18 protein-coding genes are annotated in these 16,018 nt (G+C 75.0%); 13 read left to right on the top strand and 5 right to left on the bottom strand.

Annotated features, from left to right (window positions below):
- The first annotated feature begins 32 nt into the window (after nucleotides 1-32).
- On the top strand, nucleotides 33-908 hold the full coding sequence (locus ACI79X_RS04915) for an alpha/beta fold hydrolase (RefSeq protein ID WP_457024299.1): 876 nt from the start codon (nucleotides 33-35) through the stop codon (nucleotides 906-908).
- A gap of 6 nt (nucleotides 909-914) precedes the next feature.
- Here the strand turns inward: ACI79X_RS04915 and ACI79X_RS04910 are convergent, their stop codons facing one another.
- Nucleotides 915-2,072, bottom strand: coding sequence for a 3-deoxy-7-phosphoheptulonate synthase (locus tag ACI79X_RS04910; protein ID WP_457024298.1), 1,158 nt, complete (start codon nucleotides 2,070-2,072; stop codon nucleotides 915-917).
- Nucleotides 2,073-2,293: 221 nt separating this feature from the next.
- Here ACI79X_RS04910 and ACI79X_RS04905 point away from each other — a divergent pair, with 221 nt between their 5' ends.
- Together ACI79X_RS04905 and katG are read left to right on the top strand one after the other, a co-directional pair.
- Nucleotides 2,294-2,767: a Fur family transcriptional regulator gene (locus ACI79X_RS04905; RefSeq protein WP_457024297.1), complete on the top strand. Its 474-nt coding sequence runs from the start codon at nucleotides 2,294-2,296 to the stop codon at nucleotides 2,765-2,767.
- Nucleotides 2,764-5,013, top strand: coding sequence for a catalase/peroxidase HPI (gene katG, locus ACI79X_RS04900; protein ID WP_457024296.1), 2,250 nt, complete (start codon nucleotides 2,764-2,766; stop codon nucleotides 5,011-5,013). Before ACI79X_RS04905 ends, katG begins: the two co-directional genes overlap by 4 nt.
- An 81-nt stretch (nucleotides 5,014-5,094) precedes the next feature.
- Here katG and ACI79X_RS04895 read toward each other — a convergent pair whose 3' ends face one another.
- Nucleotides 5,095-5,940: a LysR family transcriptional regulator gene (locus ACI79X_RS04895; protein WP_457024295.1), complete on the bottom strand. Its 846-nt coding sequence runs from the start codon at nucleotides 5,938-5,940 to the stop codon at nucleotides 5,095-5,097.
- A 104-nt stretch (nucleotides 5,941-6,044) separates the two neighbouring features.
- Between ACI79X_RS04895 and ACI79X_RS04890 the strand changes: the two genes are divergently transcribed.
- Together ACI79X_RS04890 and ACI79X_RS04885 are read left to right on the top strand one after the other, a co-directional pair.
- Complete coding sequence (locus tag ACI79X_RS04890) at nucleotides 6,045-6,776, top strand: SDR family oxidoreductase (RefSeq protein ID WP_457024294.1); 732 nt, start codon at nucleotides 6,045-6,047, stop codon at nucleotides 6,774-6,776.
- Between the two features lie 84 nt (nucleotides 6,777-6,860).
- Nucleotides 6,861-7,778 carry a hypothetical protein gene (locus ACI79X_RS04885; RefSeq protein ID WP_457024293.1) on the top strand — a complete coding sequence of 306 codons (918 nt, stop codon included), beginning with the start codon at nucleotides 6,861-6,863 and terminating at the stop codon, nucleotides 7,776-7,778.
- A gap of 12 nt (nucleotides 7,779-7,790) precedes the next feature.
- Here the strand turns inward: ACI79X_RS04885 and ACI79X_RS04880 are convergent, their stop codons facing one another.
- On the bottom strand, nucleotides 7,791-8,096 hold the full coding sequence (locus tag ACI79X_RS04880; protein ID WP_457024292.1) for a muconolactone Delta-isomerase family protein: 306 nt from the start codon (nucleotides 8,094-8,096) through the stop codon (nucleotides 7,791-7,793).
- Between the two features lie 130 nt (nucleotides 8,097-8,226).
- Here ACI79X_RS04880 and ACI79X_RS04875 point away from each other — a divergent pair, with 130 nt between their 5' ends.
- Nucleotides 8,227-8,721, top strand: a complete 495-nt coding sequence (locus tag ACI79X_RS04875; protein WP_457024291.1) for a hypothetical protein — start codon at nucleotides 8,227-8,229, stop codon at nucleotides 8,719-8,721.
- Here ACI79X_RS04875 and ACI79X_RS04870 read toward each other — a convergent pair.
- Nucleotides 8,718-9,236, bottom strand: a complete 519-nt coding sequence (locus ACI79X_RS04870) for a hemerythrin domain-containing protein (RefSeq protein ID WP_457024290.1) — start codon at nucleotides 9,234-9,236, stop codon at nucleotides 8,718-8,720. The genes ACI79X_RS04875 and ACI79X_RS04870 overlap by 4 nt on opposite strands.
- A gap of 117 nt (nucleotides 9,237-9,353) precedes the next feature.
- Here ACI79X_RS04870 and ACI79X_RS04865 point away from each other — a divergent pair, with 117 nt between their 5' ends.
- From ACI79X_RS04865 to ACI79X_RS04850, 4 genes are all read left to right on the top strand, one after another.
- Complete coding sequence (locus tag ACI79X_RS04865) at nucleotides 9,354-9,809, top strand: SRPBCC family protein (RefSeq protein ID WP_457024289.1); 456 nt, start codon at nucleotides 9,354-9,356, stop codon at nucleotides 9,807-9,809.
- A gap of 137 nt (nucleotides 9,810-9,946) precedes the next feature.
- Nucleotides 9,947-10,771 (top strand): alpha/beta fold hydrolase, encoded by an 825-nt coding sequence (locus tag ACI79X_RS04860; protein WP_457024288.1) that lies wholly within the window; start codon nucleotides 9,947-9,949, stop codon nucleotides 10,769-10,771.
- A 99-nt stretch (nucleotides 10,772-10,870) separates the two neighbouring features.
- Nucleotides 10,871-11,383: a peptide-methionine (S)-S-oxide reductase MsrA gene (gene msrA, locus ACI79X_RS04855; RefSeq protein WP_457024287.1), complete on the top strand. Its 513-nt coding sequence runs from the start codon at nucleotides 10,871-10,873 to the stop codon at nucleotides 11,381-11,383.
- 81 nt (nucleotides 11,384-11,464) lie between these two features.
- Nucleotides 11,465-12,436 (top strand): quinone oxidoreductase family protein, encoded by a 972-nt coding sequence (locus ACI79X_RS04850; RefSeq protein WP_457024286.1) that lies wholly within the window; start codon nucleotides 11,465-11,467, stop codon nucleotides 12,434-12,436.
- A 40-nt stretch (nucleotides 12,437-12,476) separates the two neighbouring features.
- Here the strand turns inward: ACI79X_RS04850 and ACI79X_RS04845 are convergent, their stop codons facing one another.
- A complete protein-coding gene (locus ACI79X_RS04845; protein WP_457024285.1) occupies nucleotides 12,477-13,061 on the bottom strand; it encodes a TetR/AcrR family transcriptional regulator in 585 nt (194 codons plus the stop codon).
- A gap of 82 nt (nucleotides 13,062-13,143) precedes the next feature.
- Here ACI79X_RS04845 and ACI79X_RS04840 point away from each other — a divergent pair, with 82 nt between their 5' ends.
- The 3 genes from ACI79X_RS04840 (at nucleotide 13,144) to ACI79X_RS04830 (ending at nucleotide 15,906) form a co-directional block, all read left to right on the top strand.
- A complete protein-coding gene (locus tag ACI79X_RS04840) occupies nucleotides 13,144-13,560 on the top strand; it encodes a VOC family protein (protein ID WP_457024284.1) in 417 nt (138 codons plus the stop codon).
- A gap of 196 nt (nucleotides 13,561-13,756) precedes the next feature.
- Nucleotides 13,757-14,425, top strand: a complete 669-nt coding sequence (locus tag ACI79X_RS04835) for a hypothetical protein (protein WP_457024283.1) — start codon at nucleotides 13,757-13,759, stop codon at nucleotides 14,423-14,425.
- Nucleotides 14,422-15,906, top strand: coding sequence for a glycosyltransferase family 2 protein (locus ACI79X_RS04830; protein WP_457024282.1), 1,485 nt, complete (start codon nucleotides 14,422-14,424; stop codon nucleotides 15,904-15,906). Before ACI79X_RS04835 ends, ACI79X_RS04830 begins: the two co-directional genes overlap by 4 nt.
- Nucleotides 15,907-16,018 lie beyond the last annotated feature (112 nt).

Below are 16,018 nucleotides of genomic sequence, written 5' to 3'. Positions count from 1 at the left end.
GATGCTCATCGGCCGCGCCCAGGGTGGCCGGCATGACCCCCGAGATCCCCGGTGCCACCCGCACCCGCGTCCCCGGCACCGACGGCGTCGAGCTGTCGGTGGCCGTGCTCGGCAGCGGCCCCGCCCTGGTGCTGCTGCACGGCTTCCCGCAGACCTCGCTCATGTGGCGGCTCGTGGCCCCCGCCCTCGCGGCCGGGCGCACCGTCATCTGCCCCGACCTGCGCGGCTACGGCGCCAGCGACGCCCCCGAGGCCACCGGCCCGGACACCTACAGCGCGCGCACGATGGCCGCCGACGTCGTGGCCGCCGCCCGCGCGCTGGGCCACGAGCGGTTCGCCCTCGCCGGCCACGACCGCGGCGCCCTGGTGGCGGTGCGCGCCGGCCTGGACTCCCCCGACGCCGTCACCCACCTGTGCTCCCTCGACGTGCTGCCGACCCTCGACTCCTGGGACATCCTCTCCGGCGTGCGGGCGTCGGTGGCCTGGCACCTCTACCTGATGGCCCAGCCGCCGGGCCTGCCCGAGGCGATGATCGCCGCGACCGCCGACGCGTTCTTCGGCTCGTTCCTCGACGGCTGGGGCCGGGAGGGGCTGTTCCCCGCCGACGTGCGCGCCGAGTACCTGCGCGCGTCGCGCGAGCGGGTGCCCTCGATCGTCGCCGACTACCGGGCCAGCGCCGGGACCGACCTCGAGCACGACGCGGCCGACCGCGCGGCCGGCCGCCGGCTGGCCATGCCGGTGACCGTGCTGCAGCAGGACTGGGGCGCCGCGCTCGGCTTCGACGCGGCCGCGCTGTGGCGGGCGTGGGCGCCCGACCTCGACCACCGCACCGTCGCGGCCGGCCACTTCATGGCCGAGGAGGCGCCGGACGTCGTCGTCGGGGCGATCCGCGACCTGCTGGCCCGCTGACCCCGCTCAGCCGGCGGTCGCGGCCCGGCGGGCGCGGGCGGCCGCGGCCAGCTCGTCGAGCAGCGCCTCGGTGGTGGGCAGGTCGACGCAGGAGTCGGTGACGCTGACGCCGTACTCGAGCCGCTCGGGGTGCGCCTGGTCGAGGTCCTGGCGGCCCTCGGCCAGGAAGCTCTCGATCATCACGCCGCGGATCGCCCGCTCGCCGCCGGCCACCTGGCCGGCGAGGTCGGCGACGACGGCGGGCTGCCGGCGGTGGTCCTTGCGGCTGTTGCCGTGCGAGGCGTCGACGACGAGCACCTCCGGCAGCCCGCGCGCGGCCAGCCGGCGGCGGGTGTCGGCGACGTGCTCGGCGGAGTGGTTCGGCCCGTCGGCGGTGCCGCGGAGGATGACGTGCCCGGTGTCGTTGCCCGTCGTCGACAGCTGCGCGGACACCCCGTGGGAGTCGACGCCGAGGAACTCGTGCGGGGCGCGGGCGGTGAGCACCGCGGAGATCGCCGAGTCGACGCTGCCCTCCGGCGAGTTCTTGAACCCGACCACGGAGGAGAAGCCCGACACCCGCTCGCGGGCGGTCTGGTCGGTGACGTTGCGCGCGCCGACGCCGTTGTAGGTGACCAGGCCGTTGACGTACTGCGGGGTGAGCGCGTTGAGCGGCTCGGCGGCCACCGGGACGCCGAGGCCGGTGATCGCGCCCATGAGCATGCGGGTGGCGACCAGGCCGACGCTGATCCGGCTGGACCCGTCGAGGAACGGGTCGTAGGCGAAGCCCTTCCAGTCCACCTCGGTGCGCGGCTTCTCGGTGTAGGTGCGCATCACGATCTCGAGGTCGGCGCCGTGCCGCTCGCGCATGCGGGCGAGGAAGGCGGCGTACTCCAGGGCGGCGGCCGGGTCGTGGATCGAGCACGGGCCGGCGATGACGGCGAGCCGGTCGTCGGCGCCGGTGACGACGTCGGTCATGGTCCGCCGGCCGGCCGCCGTCGTCGCCGCGGACTCCGCCGTGAGCGGCACGACGGCGGCGACCGCGGCCGGGGTGACCACGACGCTCAGGCCGGTGATCCGCGCGTTGACCAGGCCGGTGACGTCGGCGGCGTCCTCCGGCCCGACGCCGAGCTGCTGCTGGACGCCGGGCAGCAGCTCGGCGAGCGTGGCGTCGATCTGGGCGTTCACGCGGGTCTGGACGTCGAGCAGCAGGTCGGCGACCCGCGTCGCCTCGGCGAGGATCTGGTCAGCGGGGATCGGGGGGCTCCTCGGTCGGGGCGCTCCGGGTGGGCCGGTGCGGGTCGGTCGGTGCAGCCGTCGAGCCAACCACATGCGCGGCGCGTCCCGGCCGGGCTGCCGGGCCCGGAGCCGTTCTTGACTCATTCAAGGGAAGTCGTGAGGATGTCGCCGTGCCGGACCCCGCGGACCTCGAGCGCGCGCTGCGCGCGGCGGGCCTGCGGGTCACCCGTCCCCGCCTCGCCGTGCTCGACGCGGTGCACGCCCATCCGCACGTCGACACCGAGACGCTGATCTCCGCCGCCCGCGCCCGGCTCGGCGCGGTGTCGCACCAGGCCGTCTACGACGTGCTCGCCGTCCTCACCGAGCGCGGCCTGGTGCGGCGCATCCAGCCGCAGGGGTCGCTCGCGCGCTACGAGGCGCGGGTGGGCGACGACCACCACCACCTGGTCTGCCGGTCCTGCGGCGCCATCACCGACGTGGACGGCGCCACCGGCGACGTCCTCTGCCTCACGCCCCCGGTCGGCGAGGGCTTCCTCGTCGACTCCGCCGAGGTCTTCTACTGGGGCCGCTGCCGGTCCTGCGCGACGACCCCGGCGACTCCCCCGGACCCCGCCCGCTCCCCCGCACAGGAAGGCACGTCGTGAGCGACACCCCCAGCTATCCCGAGATCGACAAGAGCGAGGCCGGCAAGGCCGCGACCGCGAGCACCAGCGAGAGCGAGAACCCGGCGATCCCCTCGCCGACCCCGCACACCGACCAGCGGCCGCGCACCAACCGCGACTGGTGGCCCAACCAGGTCGACCTGTCGGTGCTGAACAAGCCCTCGCGGGACTCCGACCCGCTGGGCGCCGACTTCGACTACAAGAAGGCGTTCGCCTCGCTCGACGTCGAGGCGGTCAAGCGCGACCTGGTCGAGGTCATGCACACCTCGCAGGACTGGTGGCCGGCCGACTGGGGCCACTACGGCCCGCTGTTCATCCGCATGTCCTGGCACGCCGCCGGCACCTACCGCATCGCCGACGGCCGCGGCAGCGGCAACACCGGCGCGCAGCGGTTCGCCCCGCTCAACAGCTGGCCGGACAACGCCAACCTCGACAAGGCCCGCCGCCTGCTGCTGCCGATCAAGCAGAAGTACGGCCGCGCGCTGTCCTGGGCCGACCTGCTGCTGCTCGCCGGCAACGTCGCGCACGACGACATGGGCCTCAAGACCTTCGGGTTCGCCTTCGGCCGCGAGGACACCTGGCAGCCGCCGGAGGTCTTCTGGGGCCCGGAGGACACCTGGCTCGGCGACGAGCGCTACGCCGGCGACACCCCGCTCGACCTCGAGGAGGGCCACCTCGCCGCGGTCACCATGGGCCTGATCTACGTCAACCCGGAGGGCCCGCAGGGCCGGCCGGACCCGGTCGCCTCGGCCCACGACATCCGCGTGACCTTCAGCCGGATGGGGATGACCGACGAGGAGACCGTCGCGCTCATCGCCGGCGGCCACACCTTCGGCAAGACCCACGGCGCCGGCAACCCCGAGCTGGTCGGCCCGGAGCCCGAGGGCTGCCCGGTGCACGGCAACGGCCTGGGCTGGATCAGCCAGCACGGCACGGGCAAGGGCGCCGACACGATCACCAGCGGTCTCGAGGGCGCCTGGACGCCGACGCCGACCACCTGGGACAACACGTACTTCGAGATGCTGTTCAGCTACGACTGGGAGCTCAGCGAGAGCCCGGCCGGCGCCAAGCAGTGGAAGCCGAGCAACCCCGAGGCGCAGGAGCTCGTGCCCGACGCGCACATCGAGGGCAAGAAGAACCCCCCCATGATGGCGACGACGGACCTCGCGCTGATCAAGGACCCGGGCTTCCGCGAGATCTCCGAGCGCTTCTACCGCGACCCGGAGTACTTCGCCGACCAGTACGCCCGCGCCTGGTTCAAGCTGCTGCACCGCGACATGGGCCCGAAGAGCCGGTACCTCGGCCCCGACGTCCCGGCCGAGGAGCTCATCTGGCAGGACCCGGTCCCCGCCGTCGACCACGAGCTGGTCGGGGAGGCCGAGGTCGCCGACCTCAAGGCCCGCCTGCTGGCCTCCGGCCTGACGGTGTCCCAGCTGGTGCACACCGCCTGGTCGTCGGCCGCGTCCTACCGCGGCACCGACATGCGCGGCGGCGCCAACGGCGCCCGGCTGCGGCTGCAGCCGCAGATCGACTGGGCGGTCAACGCCGGCGTGCAGGACGTGCTGCCGGTGCTGGAGCGGGTCAAGGAGGAGTTCGAGTCGCAGACCGGCAAGCGGGTCTCGCTCGCCGACCTGATCGTGCTCGGCGGCTCCGCCGCGGTGGAGAAGGCGGCGGCGGACGCGGGCGTGACGGTCACCGTGCCGTTCTCCCCCGGCCGCACCGACGCCTCCCAGGAGCAGACCGACGTCGACAACTTCCGCTGGCTCGAGCCGAAGGCCGACGGCTTCCGCAACTGGATCACCCCGGGCAGCAAGCTGCAGCCGGAGACCCTGCTGGTCGACCGTGCCTACATGCTGGAGCTGACCGCCCGGGAGATGACGGTCCTGATCGGCGGCCTGCGGGTGCTCGGCGCGAACACCGGCGGCACCGCCCACGGCGTGTTCACCGACCGGCCCGGCGTCCTGTCGCAGGACTTCTTCCGCAACCTGCTCGACCTGGGCGTCTCGTGGCGCACCTCGGCCGACACCGAGGGCGTCTACGAGGGCCTCGACGCGCAGGGCGCCGTCGTGCGCACGGCGACCGCGGTGGACCTGGTGTTCAACTCGAACTCGATCCTGCGCGGCATCGTCGAGGTCTACTCGTCCGACGACGCCACGGAGCTGTTCGTGCGCGACTTCGTCGCCGCGTGGGTGAAGGTCATGGAGCTCGACCGCTTCGACCTGCGCTAGTCGCTCCTCCCGTCCGGGTGCCCCGGTCCGCGCCCGCGCGGGCCGGGGCACCCGTGCGTCGGGGGCCGTCCAGGGGCGGGCTCAGAGGCGCAGCGCGGTGCGCACCAGGTCGGCGACGGGCCGCGACCGGCTGTGCGGCGGCCAGGCGACGAGCGTGGTGACCGCCTCGGCGTCGACGACGGGCACGGCGACGACGCCGTCGTGCAGCTGGGCGCGCACGGAGTCGGGCAGCACGACGTGCGTGCGGCCGAGGGACACCAGCTGCAGGAGCTGGGTGTGGCTGCGCACCTCCGGGCCGGGCCCGGGCGGGTAGCCGCCGTCGGGGCCGGGCCAGCGCGGCGCCGGCAGGTCGGGGACGTCGGCGAGGTCGGCGAGCCGGAGCTCGCGGCGGCCGGCGAGCGGGTGGCCGGCCGGGAGCAGGGCCACCTGTCCCTCGGTGGTCAGCTCCTCGACGTCGAGGCCGCTGGTGTCGTCGAAGGGGCGGTGCAGCAGGGCGACGTCGGCGCGGCCGGTGCGCAGCAGCCGCCCCTGCTCGCCGGGGCCGCACAGCACGACGTCGACCGGCACGGACCCCGGCTCGGCGGCGTAGGCCGACAGCAGCTCGGCCAGCAGCTCGGCGGAGGCGGCGGCCTTGGTGGCCAGCACGACCTGCGGCCGGCCGGCGTCCGCGACGGCGCGGCGGGTGCGGTGCTCGGCGGCCTCCACCGCGTCCAGGGCGGCGCGGGCCTCGCGCAGCAGCACGGCGCCGGCCTCGGTCAGGGCCACCGAGCGGCTGGTGCGGTGCAGCAGCGTCGCGCCCAGGCGCCGCTCGAGCGCGCCGATCGCCCGGGACAGGGGCGGCTGGGCGATGCCCAGCCGCCGTGCCGCCCGGCCGAAGTGCAGCTCCTCGGCGACGGCGACGAAGTAGCGCAGCTCCCGCGTCTCCACGCCCCAGCGTATCGCCGGGACCCCGACGATCCATACCGTTGCGGTATCGGCCGCTACCCGGACGGGATTGGACCGCACGGTCGCCCGCGCCGAGGCTCGACGGCATGGGCGGGACGAAGACGGCGCTGGTCACGGGCGCGAACAAGGGCATCGGGTACGAGATCGCCGCGGGCCTCGGGGCCCTCGGCCACCGGGTCGGGGTGGGCGCCCGCGACGACGCCCGCCGGGAGGAGGCGGTGGCCCGGCTGCGGGCGGCCGGGGTCGACGCGGTGGGCGTGCCGCTGGACGTCACCGACGACGCGAGCGTCGCCGCGGCCGCCGAGCTGGTCGCCGAGCGCCTCGGCCGGCTGGACGCGCTGGTGAACAACGCCGGCATCACGGGCGGCATGGACCAGCGGCCCACCACCGTCGACCTCGACGTCGTCCGCACCGTGGTGGAGACCAACGTCCTCGGCGTGATCCGGGTGACCAACGCGATGCTGCCGCTGCTGCGCCGCTCGCCGTCGCCGCGGATCGTCAACGTGTCCAGCGGCGTCGGGTCGCTGACCCGCCAGTCCGGCCCCGACGGCGAGCTGACCACCGGGCCGGTCGCGGTGGCCTACTCGCCGTCGAAGACGTTCCTCAACGCGGTGACGGTGCAGTACGTCCGGGAGCTGGCCGGCACCGGGATCCTCGTCAACTGCGCGTGCCCGGGCTACGTCGCCACCGACCTCAACGGCTTCCGCGGCGTGCGCACCCCGCAGCAGGGCGCGGCGACGCCGATCCGGCTGGCCACGCTGCCCGACGGCGGGCCGACGGGCGGCTTCTTCGAGGACGCCGGCGTCGTGCCGTGGTGACCGCCGCGTGGTGACGGTGAGGCGCCCGTGACGGGTGGGGCGTGGCGCCGTCACGGCGGGCCGGCGCGTGCGCACCATGGGCGCGTGCCGGCCCGACCGGACGCCGTCGCGGCCCTGCCGGCCGCCCCGGGCGTCTACCGCTTCCGCGACGACGGCGGGCGCGTGCTGTACGTCGGCCGGGCCACGCACCTGCGCTCGCGGGTCGGCTCGTACTGGGGTGACCTGCGCGACCGCCGACACCTGCGGCGGATGGTCGGGCGGGTGGCCCGGATCGAGGCGCTGGAGTGCGACTCGGTGCACGAGGCCGCGTGGGCCGAGCGCAACCTGCTGGAGCGCTCGCTGCCGCCGTGGAACCGGATCGCCGGCGGCCTGGAGGTCCCCGTGCGGATCCGGCTGGACGCCACTCCGGACGCGCCCCGCCTCGACGTCGTCTCCACCCCCCGGCCGGGACCGGGCGTGCGCCTGTTCGGCCCCTACCTCGGTGCCCGCCGGGTGCGCGCGGCCGTGTCCGGGCTCGGCCGCGTGCACCCGCTCCCCCACGCCGGCGCGGCGGGCAGCACCGCCGCGCGCGAGCTGGCGCGGGCCCGGGGCGGGCGGGACACCCCGGTCCCGGAGCTCGCCGCCGCCCTGACCGCCGTGCTCGACCGCGAGCCCCGCGCGGTGGCCGCCGCGCTGACGGCGCTGGCCGCCCGGCGCGACGCCGCGGCGGAGGCGCAGGCCTACGAGGCGGCGGCCCGCCTGCAGGAGGAGATCGAGGCGCTGGAGTGGGTGGTGGCGCCGCAGCGGGTGACCGCGGCGGAGGGCCAGGCCGACGGCGACGTCACCGGCTGGACCGGCGAGGTGCTGGTGCGGCTGCGCATCCGGGGCGGCCGCGTGCGCGACTGGGACCAGGAGCCGTGCAGCCGGGCCTCGTCGGGGACGCGCGCGCCCGCCGGGTGGGGGCCGTTCCTCCGCCGCAACGCCGAGCTGGCCGCCCGCCTGGTCGCCCTGCCCGTCACCTGAGCGGGCCGGCCCTCAGGACCGCCAGCGCCGGCGCACGTCCTCGGCGAAAGCCGTGTACTCCCGGAGCGGGAGCACCTCCTCGAGCGTGAGGTGGTGCCCCATCGGGAGCGCGCCCATGACGATCTGGTCGAGCTGGTCGTGCGACTCGACCTCGACGATGCCGACCACGCGGCGCTGGCCGGCGACCTTGTAGAGGCTCTTGATGACCCCGGCCTCCATCGCCCCGGTCGCGGCCTGCGTCTCGCGCTCCCACTCGTCCCAGAACTCGTCGCGGTCGAGCCGGGTGTGGTCGACGCGGAAGCTGACGTGGAAGAGCATCGGGCGCTCCAGGGTCCGGGCGGCGCCCGGGCAGGCGCCGCTGCTGTCGGGGTGGCCGCCAGCGTCCTCGCGCCCTGCCGCCCGGACAAGACGCCGGGCGCCGCCGCGGGCGCTGCGGCACGCTGGCCCGGTGAGCGAGGCGGAGCTGCGGGGCCTGGTCCGGTGGCGGGTGGAGGACGTCCCGCCGGAGGGCCGCGCCGGGCGGGTGCTCGGTGGCCTGCTGCACGCCGTCTCGGCCGTGGTGACCCTGGGCGCCGACGCCGCCGGGGGCGCCCGCCGCCCGGACTGGACGGTGCCCGCGGACCCGGCCGCCCACCTCGGCCTCGGCGCCGTCCGGCTGCGCTGGCCCGACTCCGCCCGCGGCGAGCCGGTGGCGGCCTCCCGGGAGGGCGTCTGGGCGGTGCCGCCGGGCCGGCCGGCGCGGGAGCTGCCCGTCGGGTCGTGGCGGGTGGTCCGCGCGGTGCCCGCGACCGGGTCGCGCCGGCCGCGCCAGGCGGAGGCGCCGTGGCGGCTCGAGCTCACCGACGGCTCCGGCACCGGCACGCTCACCGGCGCCTGGCTGGCGCTCGCCTGGATCGGCACCCTGGCCGGCTGGCCCGAGCCGCAGGGAGGCGACGCGAGCTAGACGGACGGGTCACCCTCCGGCACCTCGGTGGCCACCACCTCGGCCACCTCCGCGTCCGCGCCGGACAGCCCCTCGGCCTGCTCGTGCTCGTCGTGGAAGGCCGGCCAGCGCATCCCGAGGGCCTCGCGCTGCTCGTCGTCGACGGCCTCCTTGAACGGCGGGAAGAAGTCCGTCTCCTCCTCGGCCATGTGGTCGGCGTTGACCTGCCGGGCGTTGCGCACCGCCTCCCACCACGCCTCGCTGCCGACCTCGTGCTCCCCGACGGCGGCCACGGCGTGCCGGATCTCGTTGTGGTCGTGCACGCCCTCCGCCGTCTCCTGCTCGCCGTCGGCCTCCTGGGCGAGCAGCGGGTAGAACAGCTGCTCCTCGGCGACGGCGTGCACCTCCAGCCTGGCGTGCAGGGCCTCCCACGCGGCGGCGAGCTCAGGGCCGGAGAGGTCCTCGAGCGCCGAGAACTCCCGTCGGAAGACCTCGTGCTCGGCCAGGACGAGGGCGGTGATCTCGAAGTCGGACATGCACCGCGGCTACCCGTCCCGCACCCGTCCCAGGCGCGGGACCGGACGGCGTCGACCCCGACGGCTGCCTCGACCACGATGGCCGGCGCCGACATCCGCGCGCCCCTGGAGTGCACCGTGCGAGAGCTCCGCGCCGCCACGACCGTCGCCGCGCCGCCCGCCGTCGTGTGGCGGGTCCTGACCGACACCTCCGCCTACGGCACCTGGAACCCCTTCATCCGCGAGCTGACCGGGGAGCTGCGGGAGGGACGGCGGCTGCGGGTGCGCATCGTCCCGCCGGGCGGCCGCGGGATGACCTCCCGCCCCACCGTCACCGTCGTCGAGGAGGGACGGGAGCTGGCGTGGCTCGGCCGGCTGGGCCTGCCCGGCCTCTTCGACGGCACCCACTCGTTCACCCTCGCGCCGCGGGCCGACGGCGGCACCGACCTGCTGCAGCGGGAGGTCTTCCGCGGCGTCCTGGTGCCGCTGTTCGGGGGCACGCTGCGACAGACGGAGGTCGGCTTCACGGCGATGAACGAGGCGCTCCGGAGGCGCGCCGAGGACCTGGCCGGGCCGGCGGACGCCACCGGGTGACACGGCGCCAGGACACGCCGCAGTTCACGCGAACGCCCCGCGCCGGACTCCCGCCGCACACCCGGTCCCGCTGGGATGGGTCCGCTCCGGACCCGTCCGGCAGCGCCCACCTCTCCCGAGACCGACGGAGGCGCCCCGTGCCCACCATCACGACCGACGACGGCACCGAGATCTTCTACAAGGACTGGGGCACCGGTCAGCCCATCGTCTTCAGCCACGGCTGGCCGCTGTCGGCCGACGACTGGGACGCCCAGATGATGTTCTTCCTGGCCCAGGGCTACCGGGTGATCGCCCACGACCGCCGGGGGCACGGCCGCTCGACCCAGACGAGCGACGGGCACGACATGGACCACTACGCCGACGACCTGGCGGCGCTCACGGCCCACCTCGACCTGCGCGAGGCCGTGCACGTGGGCCACTCGACCGGCGGCGGCGAGGTCGCGCACTACATCGCCCGGCACGGCGAGGACCGCGTCGCGAAGGCCGCGCTGATCAGCGCCGTGCCGCCGATCATGGTGCAGACCGGGGCCAACCCCGGCGGCCTGCCCAAGAGCGTCTTCGACGACATCCAGACCCAGGTGGCCACCAACCGGTCCCGCTTCTACCGCGACCTGCCGTCGGGGCCGTTCTACGGCTTCAACCGGCCGGGCGTCGAGCCCGTCGAGGCGATCATCGCGAACTGGTGGCGGCAGGGGATGATGGGCGGCGCGAAGGCCCACTACGACGGCGTCGTCGCCTTCTCCCAGACGGACTTCACCGACGACCTGAAGAAGATCACCGTCCCCGTGCTGGTGATGCACGGCGACGACGACCAGGTCGTGCCGTACGAGGACTCGGCGCCGCTGTCGGCGGAGCTGCTGCAGAACGGGACGCTCAAGACCTACGCCGGTTTCCCGCACGGCATGCCGACCACCCAGGCCGAGACCATCAACGCCGACCTGCTCGAGTTCATCCGCTCCTGACCCCGCCGCCCCGCCCGGCTCCCGCCGCGGGAGCCGGGCGGAACACCGGCCCCGTCTGCGGAGTTGCGCGGTGTGCAGGACCAGAGAGGGAGGCAACACGTGACCACCGAGACCGCGATCCTCGCCGGCGGCTGCTTCTGGGGCGCGCAGGACCTGCTGCGCAAGCGCCCGGGAGTGCTGTCCAGCCGCGTCGGCTACTCCGGCGGCGACACCCCGAACGCCACGTACCGCAATCACGGGGACCACGCCGAGGCGGTCGAGATCGTCTTCGACCCCTCCGTCATCTCCTACCGGCAGCTCCTGGAGTTCTTCTTCCAGATCCACGACCCGACGACGGTCGACCGGCAGGGCAACGACGTGGGCCGCAGCTACCGCTCGGCGATCTACTACACGAGCGAGGAGCAGCGCCAGGTCGCCCTCGACACGATCGCCGACGTCGACGCCTCGGGCCTGTGGCCCGGCAAGGTCGTGACGGAGGTCGAGCCGGCCGGCCCGTTCTGGGAGGCCGAGGAGGAGCACCAGGACTACCTGCAGAAGTACCCGTGGGGCTACACCTGCCACTGGGTGCGCCCGGACTGGGTGCTCCCCCGCCGGGAGACGCAGACCGCCTGACCGGCTGACACGCGGCCGGCCCGCCGAGGGCGGGCCGGCCGCTCCGCGTCCGCGTCGGGTGCGGCCCCTAGCCTCAGGCGCATGCGAGCCGTGCAGATCACAGAGTTCGGTGGCCCCGAGGTCCTGAACGTCGTCGACCTCCCCGACCCCGTCCCCGGCGACGGCCAGCAGCTCTACGAGGTGAGTGCCGCCGGCGTGAACTACGCCGACACGCACCAGACCGAGGACAGCTACCTCGCCCCGCAGACGCTGCCACTGGTGCCCGGCGCGGAGTTCGTCGGCCGCCCCGCCGGCGGGGGCGACCGGGTGGTCGGGCTGGTCGAGGGCGGCGGGTACGCCGAGAAGGTCGTCGGCACCCCGCGGCTGACCTGGCCGGTGCCCGACGCCGTCACCGACGAGCAGGCCCTCGCCCTCGTGCTGCAGGGCACCACCGCCTGGCACCTGCTCAGGACCAGCGCGCACCTGGCCGCCGGCGAGTCGGTGGTCGTCGTCGCCGGCGCCGGTGGCGTCGGGTCGCTGGCCGTGCAGCTGGCCAAGCGGTGGGGCGCCGGCCGGGTCATCGCCACCGCCTCGAGCCCGGAGAAGCGGGCGCTGGCCGAGGAGCTCGGCGCCGACGCCACCGTCGACCCCGCCCTCGCCGACGACGACCCGAAGACCTTCACCGCCGCGCTGCGCGAGGCCAACGGCGGCAAGCGGGTCGACGTCGTGCTGGAGATGACCGGCGGCAACGTCTTCGACGGCTCGTTGTCCGCGCTGGCGCCCTTCGGCCGGCTCGTCGCCTACGGCATGGCCGGCCGGCGCCCGCCGAAGGCCGTGCAGCCGCCGTCGCTCATGGGCACCAGCCGCGGGGTCATCGGCTTCTGGCTGGCGCACTGCTTCAGCCGCCCGGCGATGCTCGACGACGCGATGAGCGACCTGCTGCAGCTCACCGCCGACGGCGCCCTGCGCCCGGTCGGCGGTGGCCGCTACCCGCTGTCCGCCGTGCGCGAGGCGCACCAGGACATCCTGTCCCGCCGCACCACCGGCAAGCTGGTCCTCGACCCGGCCCGCTGATCCCGCCGGCCGCCCCGCCCGCGCGCGGGCGGGGCGGCCCTCAGCGCCCGCGCAGCCCCGCGAGCAGTCGCGCCAGCGCCGTTTGGGCCGACCCGAGCGCGTCCGGCTCGGCACTGCCCGCGATCCACAGCGCCGCCTCGTTCATGGCACCCGACAGCAGCGCCGCCAGCGGCGGGACCGGCTGTCGCGGCAGCACGCCCGCCTCCACCAGCGCGGACAGCGCCTCGGCCAGGTGCCGGCCGGAGGCCTGCTCGTCCAGCGCCCGCCACCCGGCCCAGCCGAGCACGGCGGGCCCGTCGACCAGCAGCACCCGCTGCACCGCCGGCGCCGCAGTGGCGGCCAGGAACGCCGCGCACCCCGCCGTCAGCCGGTCCCAGGGGTCGGCGTGCTCCTCCGCCGCGGCCACCACCGCCTCGGCGACCTCGTCCTGCACCCCGGCCAGGACGGCGGAGAACAGCGCCGCCTTGCCCGGGAAGTGGTGGTAGAGCGCCCCCTTGGTGACGCCGGCGGCCGCGACCACCTCGGGTAGCCCGACCGCCGCGTAGCCGCGATCGGCGAACAGCTCCCGCGCCGAGCGCACCAGCTGCTCCCGGGTCCGGTCCCGCTGCTCGGCCCGTGTCGGCATGCCCACTCCTCCCGCCGTTGACGTACCGACGGTACGTCACTAGCGTCGTTTCACATACCGCCGGTACGCGAGAGGAGACCCGATGCGCCTCACCAGCTGCTACCCCGTCCTGTGCACCGCCCGGCTGGCCGAGTCCAGCCGCTTCTACCGCGAGCTGTTCGGCTTCCGGCCGACGTTCGAGAGCGACTGGTACGTCAGCCTCGAGCGGCCCGGACCCGTGCGCGCCGAGCTCGCCCTCGTCGACTGCCGGCACCCGACCATCCCCCAGGGCTTCCGGGTCCCCGTCCGGGGCCTGCTGGTCAACCTGGAGGTCGAGGACGTCGAGGCCGAGTGGGCGCGGCTGGTGCTGCGCGGCGGGCTGCGGCCGGAGCTCCCACTGCGCGACGAGGACTTCGGCCAGCGCCACTTCATCGTGGCCGACCCGGACGGCGCCCTGGTCGACGTCATCACCCCGATCGCGCCGTCGGCGGAGTACGCCCGGCAGTACACGCCCGCCTGACCCCTCCCCCGCCGTTCCTCACCGACCGTCACCGCCCGGCGGGGTCCACCCCTCCGGGCGGTGGCGCGTCTCCCCCTGAGGGGTCAGGACCACTACACCGTTCCGCCATCCCCTCCCTAGCGTCGTCCGTGACCACAGCTGGGGGTGTGCAACGGCGCCCGGACCCCGGCGATCACCCGGATCGTCAGGGGAGACCGTGTCCCGACCGACACCCCGTGCCCGCGCGGCCGCGTTCGCGCTCGGCGCGGCCCTGCTCACCGGCCTCACCGGCTGCGAGTGGCCCGACGTCAGCATGAGCCCCGACCTCGGCGCCCGGGCGGCGGAGAGCACCGAGGCCGCCGAGCCCACCCCCGAGCCCGAGGCCATCGCGGAGCCGGCGGCGGAGGAGACGGCGACGACCGACGAGGTCGCCGCCCCGACCCCCGTCCGCCCCACCGGCGACCTCGACGCGGGCTCCCTCACCCGCGTCCTCCCGGCCGGCGACCGCACCGTCGTCGTCGACTACTGGACCACCGGCCAGGCCACCACCTGGACCGCGGCCGAGGACAAGACCATCCAGATCGCCGCGCACGTCGAGGGCGGGGACGACGAGACCGAGGTCCTGGTCACCCGCTTCGCCGCCACCACCGACGACGGCAGCGCCCGCCTCCTCGCCGCCGAGGACCGGGGCGAGTTCGCGCTCATGCCGCCGTTCAGCTACACCACCGCGCTCACCCTCACCGAGGCCACCCCGACGGCGACATCGCTGACGGTCACGGTGCAGTTCGACCTCCTGGTCGAGACCGAGCCCGGTTCGCAGCGCTACTTCCGCCAGACCGTGCTCGACACCCTCGAGCTGCCGCTCCTCCAGGAGGACCCCTCGTGACCCAGCTCGTCGTCCACGGCATGCGGCGGTCCACCGACCGCGTGCAGCTGCTCGCCCGCGGCGGCCAGCAGATCCCCGACATCAGCTCGCTGGTGCCCGCCGAGTTCGGCGGCCCGCAGGACAGCGCCGAGTCGCTGCGCCACGCCACCATCAGCTGCGTCATCCCGGCCTACAACGAGGAGTCGACGATCGCCGACGTCCTCACCTCGCTGCTGTCGCAGACCCGGCCGCCGGACGTCATCCACGTCGTCATCAACAACACCGACGACGACACCCCGGAGATCGCCGGCCAGTTCGTCGGCGAGCACACCCGCGTGGTCAAGGGCGAGACCTACCGGACCACCGTGCACATGCACGACATCGGCGAGAACCCCGACAAGAAGGTCGGCGCGCTCAACTACGGCTACTTCGTCAGCCGCGGCTACGACTACATCCTCGGCGTCGACGGCGACACCACCCTCGACCGGCGCTGCGTCGAGTGGCTGGAGAAGGAGATGGTCACCGACCCGCGCATCGGCGGGCTGTCGGCCATCTACACCTTCGACAAGTCCCGGGTGCACGGGGCGATGGCGAAGTTCCTCGTCGCCGGCCAGCGCGCCCAGTTCGCCGGCTTCAACATGGACAACCTCGTCCGCGGCCGGAACATGGCCGTGCTCGGCGGCCAGTGCAGCCTCTTCAGCGTCCGCGCGCTGGAGGCGGTCATGTACCGCCACCACCAGTCCGCCCCGTGGGTGCGCGACTCGGAGGTCGAGGACTCCAAGCTCTCGCTGCAGATCAAGGACGCCGGCTTCAGCACGAAGATCAGCGCCCGGGCCCGCGCGTTCGTGGGGCCGATGACCACGCTGCGCGCGCTGCACGGCCAGCAGGTGAAGTGGAACTTCGGCGGCATCGACCTGCTGTGGCCCGGCCAGCGCGGCGACAGCAAGGGCCAGCCGCTGCACCCGAACCTGCGGCTGCGCTGGTACGAGAACATCTCCATGGTCTTCAACATCGCCGCCCGCATGGGCTTCCTGCTGCTGCTGGCGGCGGCGCTGTCGATCGACGCGTTCGTGTTCAACCCGATCTGGCTGATCCCGCCGGCGGTGGCGACGCTGCTCAACCTGCGGATCGCCCTGTCGATGCACGACAAGAGCGCCACGGACATCCTCTACGCCGCGCTGGTGGCACCCGCGGAGCTCTACATGTGGGTGCGGATGGGCCACTTCGTCACCGCGTGGGTGCAGTTCTTCGCCCGGGTGGAGAAGGACAACTGGGCGGCCCAGGCGGCGGCCGAGCGGGGCCGCGGGTCGGCCTACGTCATGCCGGCGGTCTGCGCGGCGGTCACCTTCGCGGTGCTGATCTTCGCCTGGAGCCAGCAGAGCATCGGCGTGCAGTCGGCGATCCTGTCGATCGGCTGGCCGGTCCTGTACCTGCTGACCATCCTGCAGACGGTCTTCATGCTGAAGAAGCTGGTGCGCCGCCAGCGCGGCTTCACCGTCTGACCGCGCGACCGACGACGGGCCCCCGGGACCGCGAGCGCCCGCCGGCGCGGGGGCCACCCGGGGGGCGGCCCGGCCCCCCCCCCCCCCCCCCTCCCCCGGCCCCAACGGTCGC

It is taken from the genome of Geodermatophilus sp. SYSU D01119, from assembly GCF_054049975.1.
This window is presented reverse-complemented; position numbering and strand designations above follow the sequence as displayed.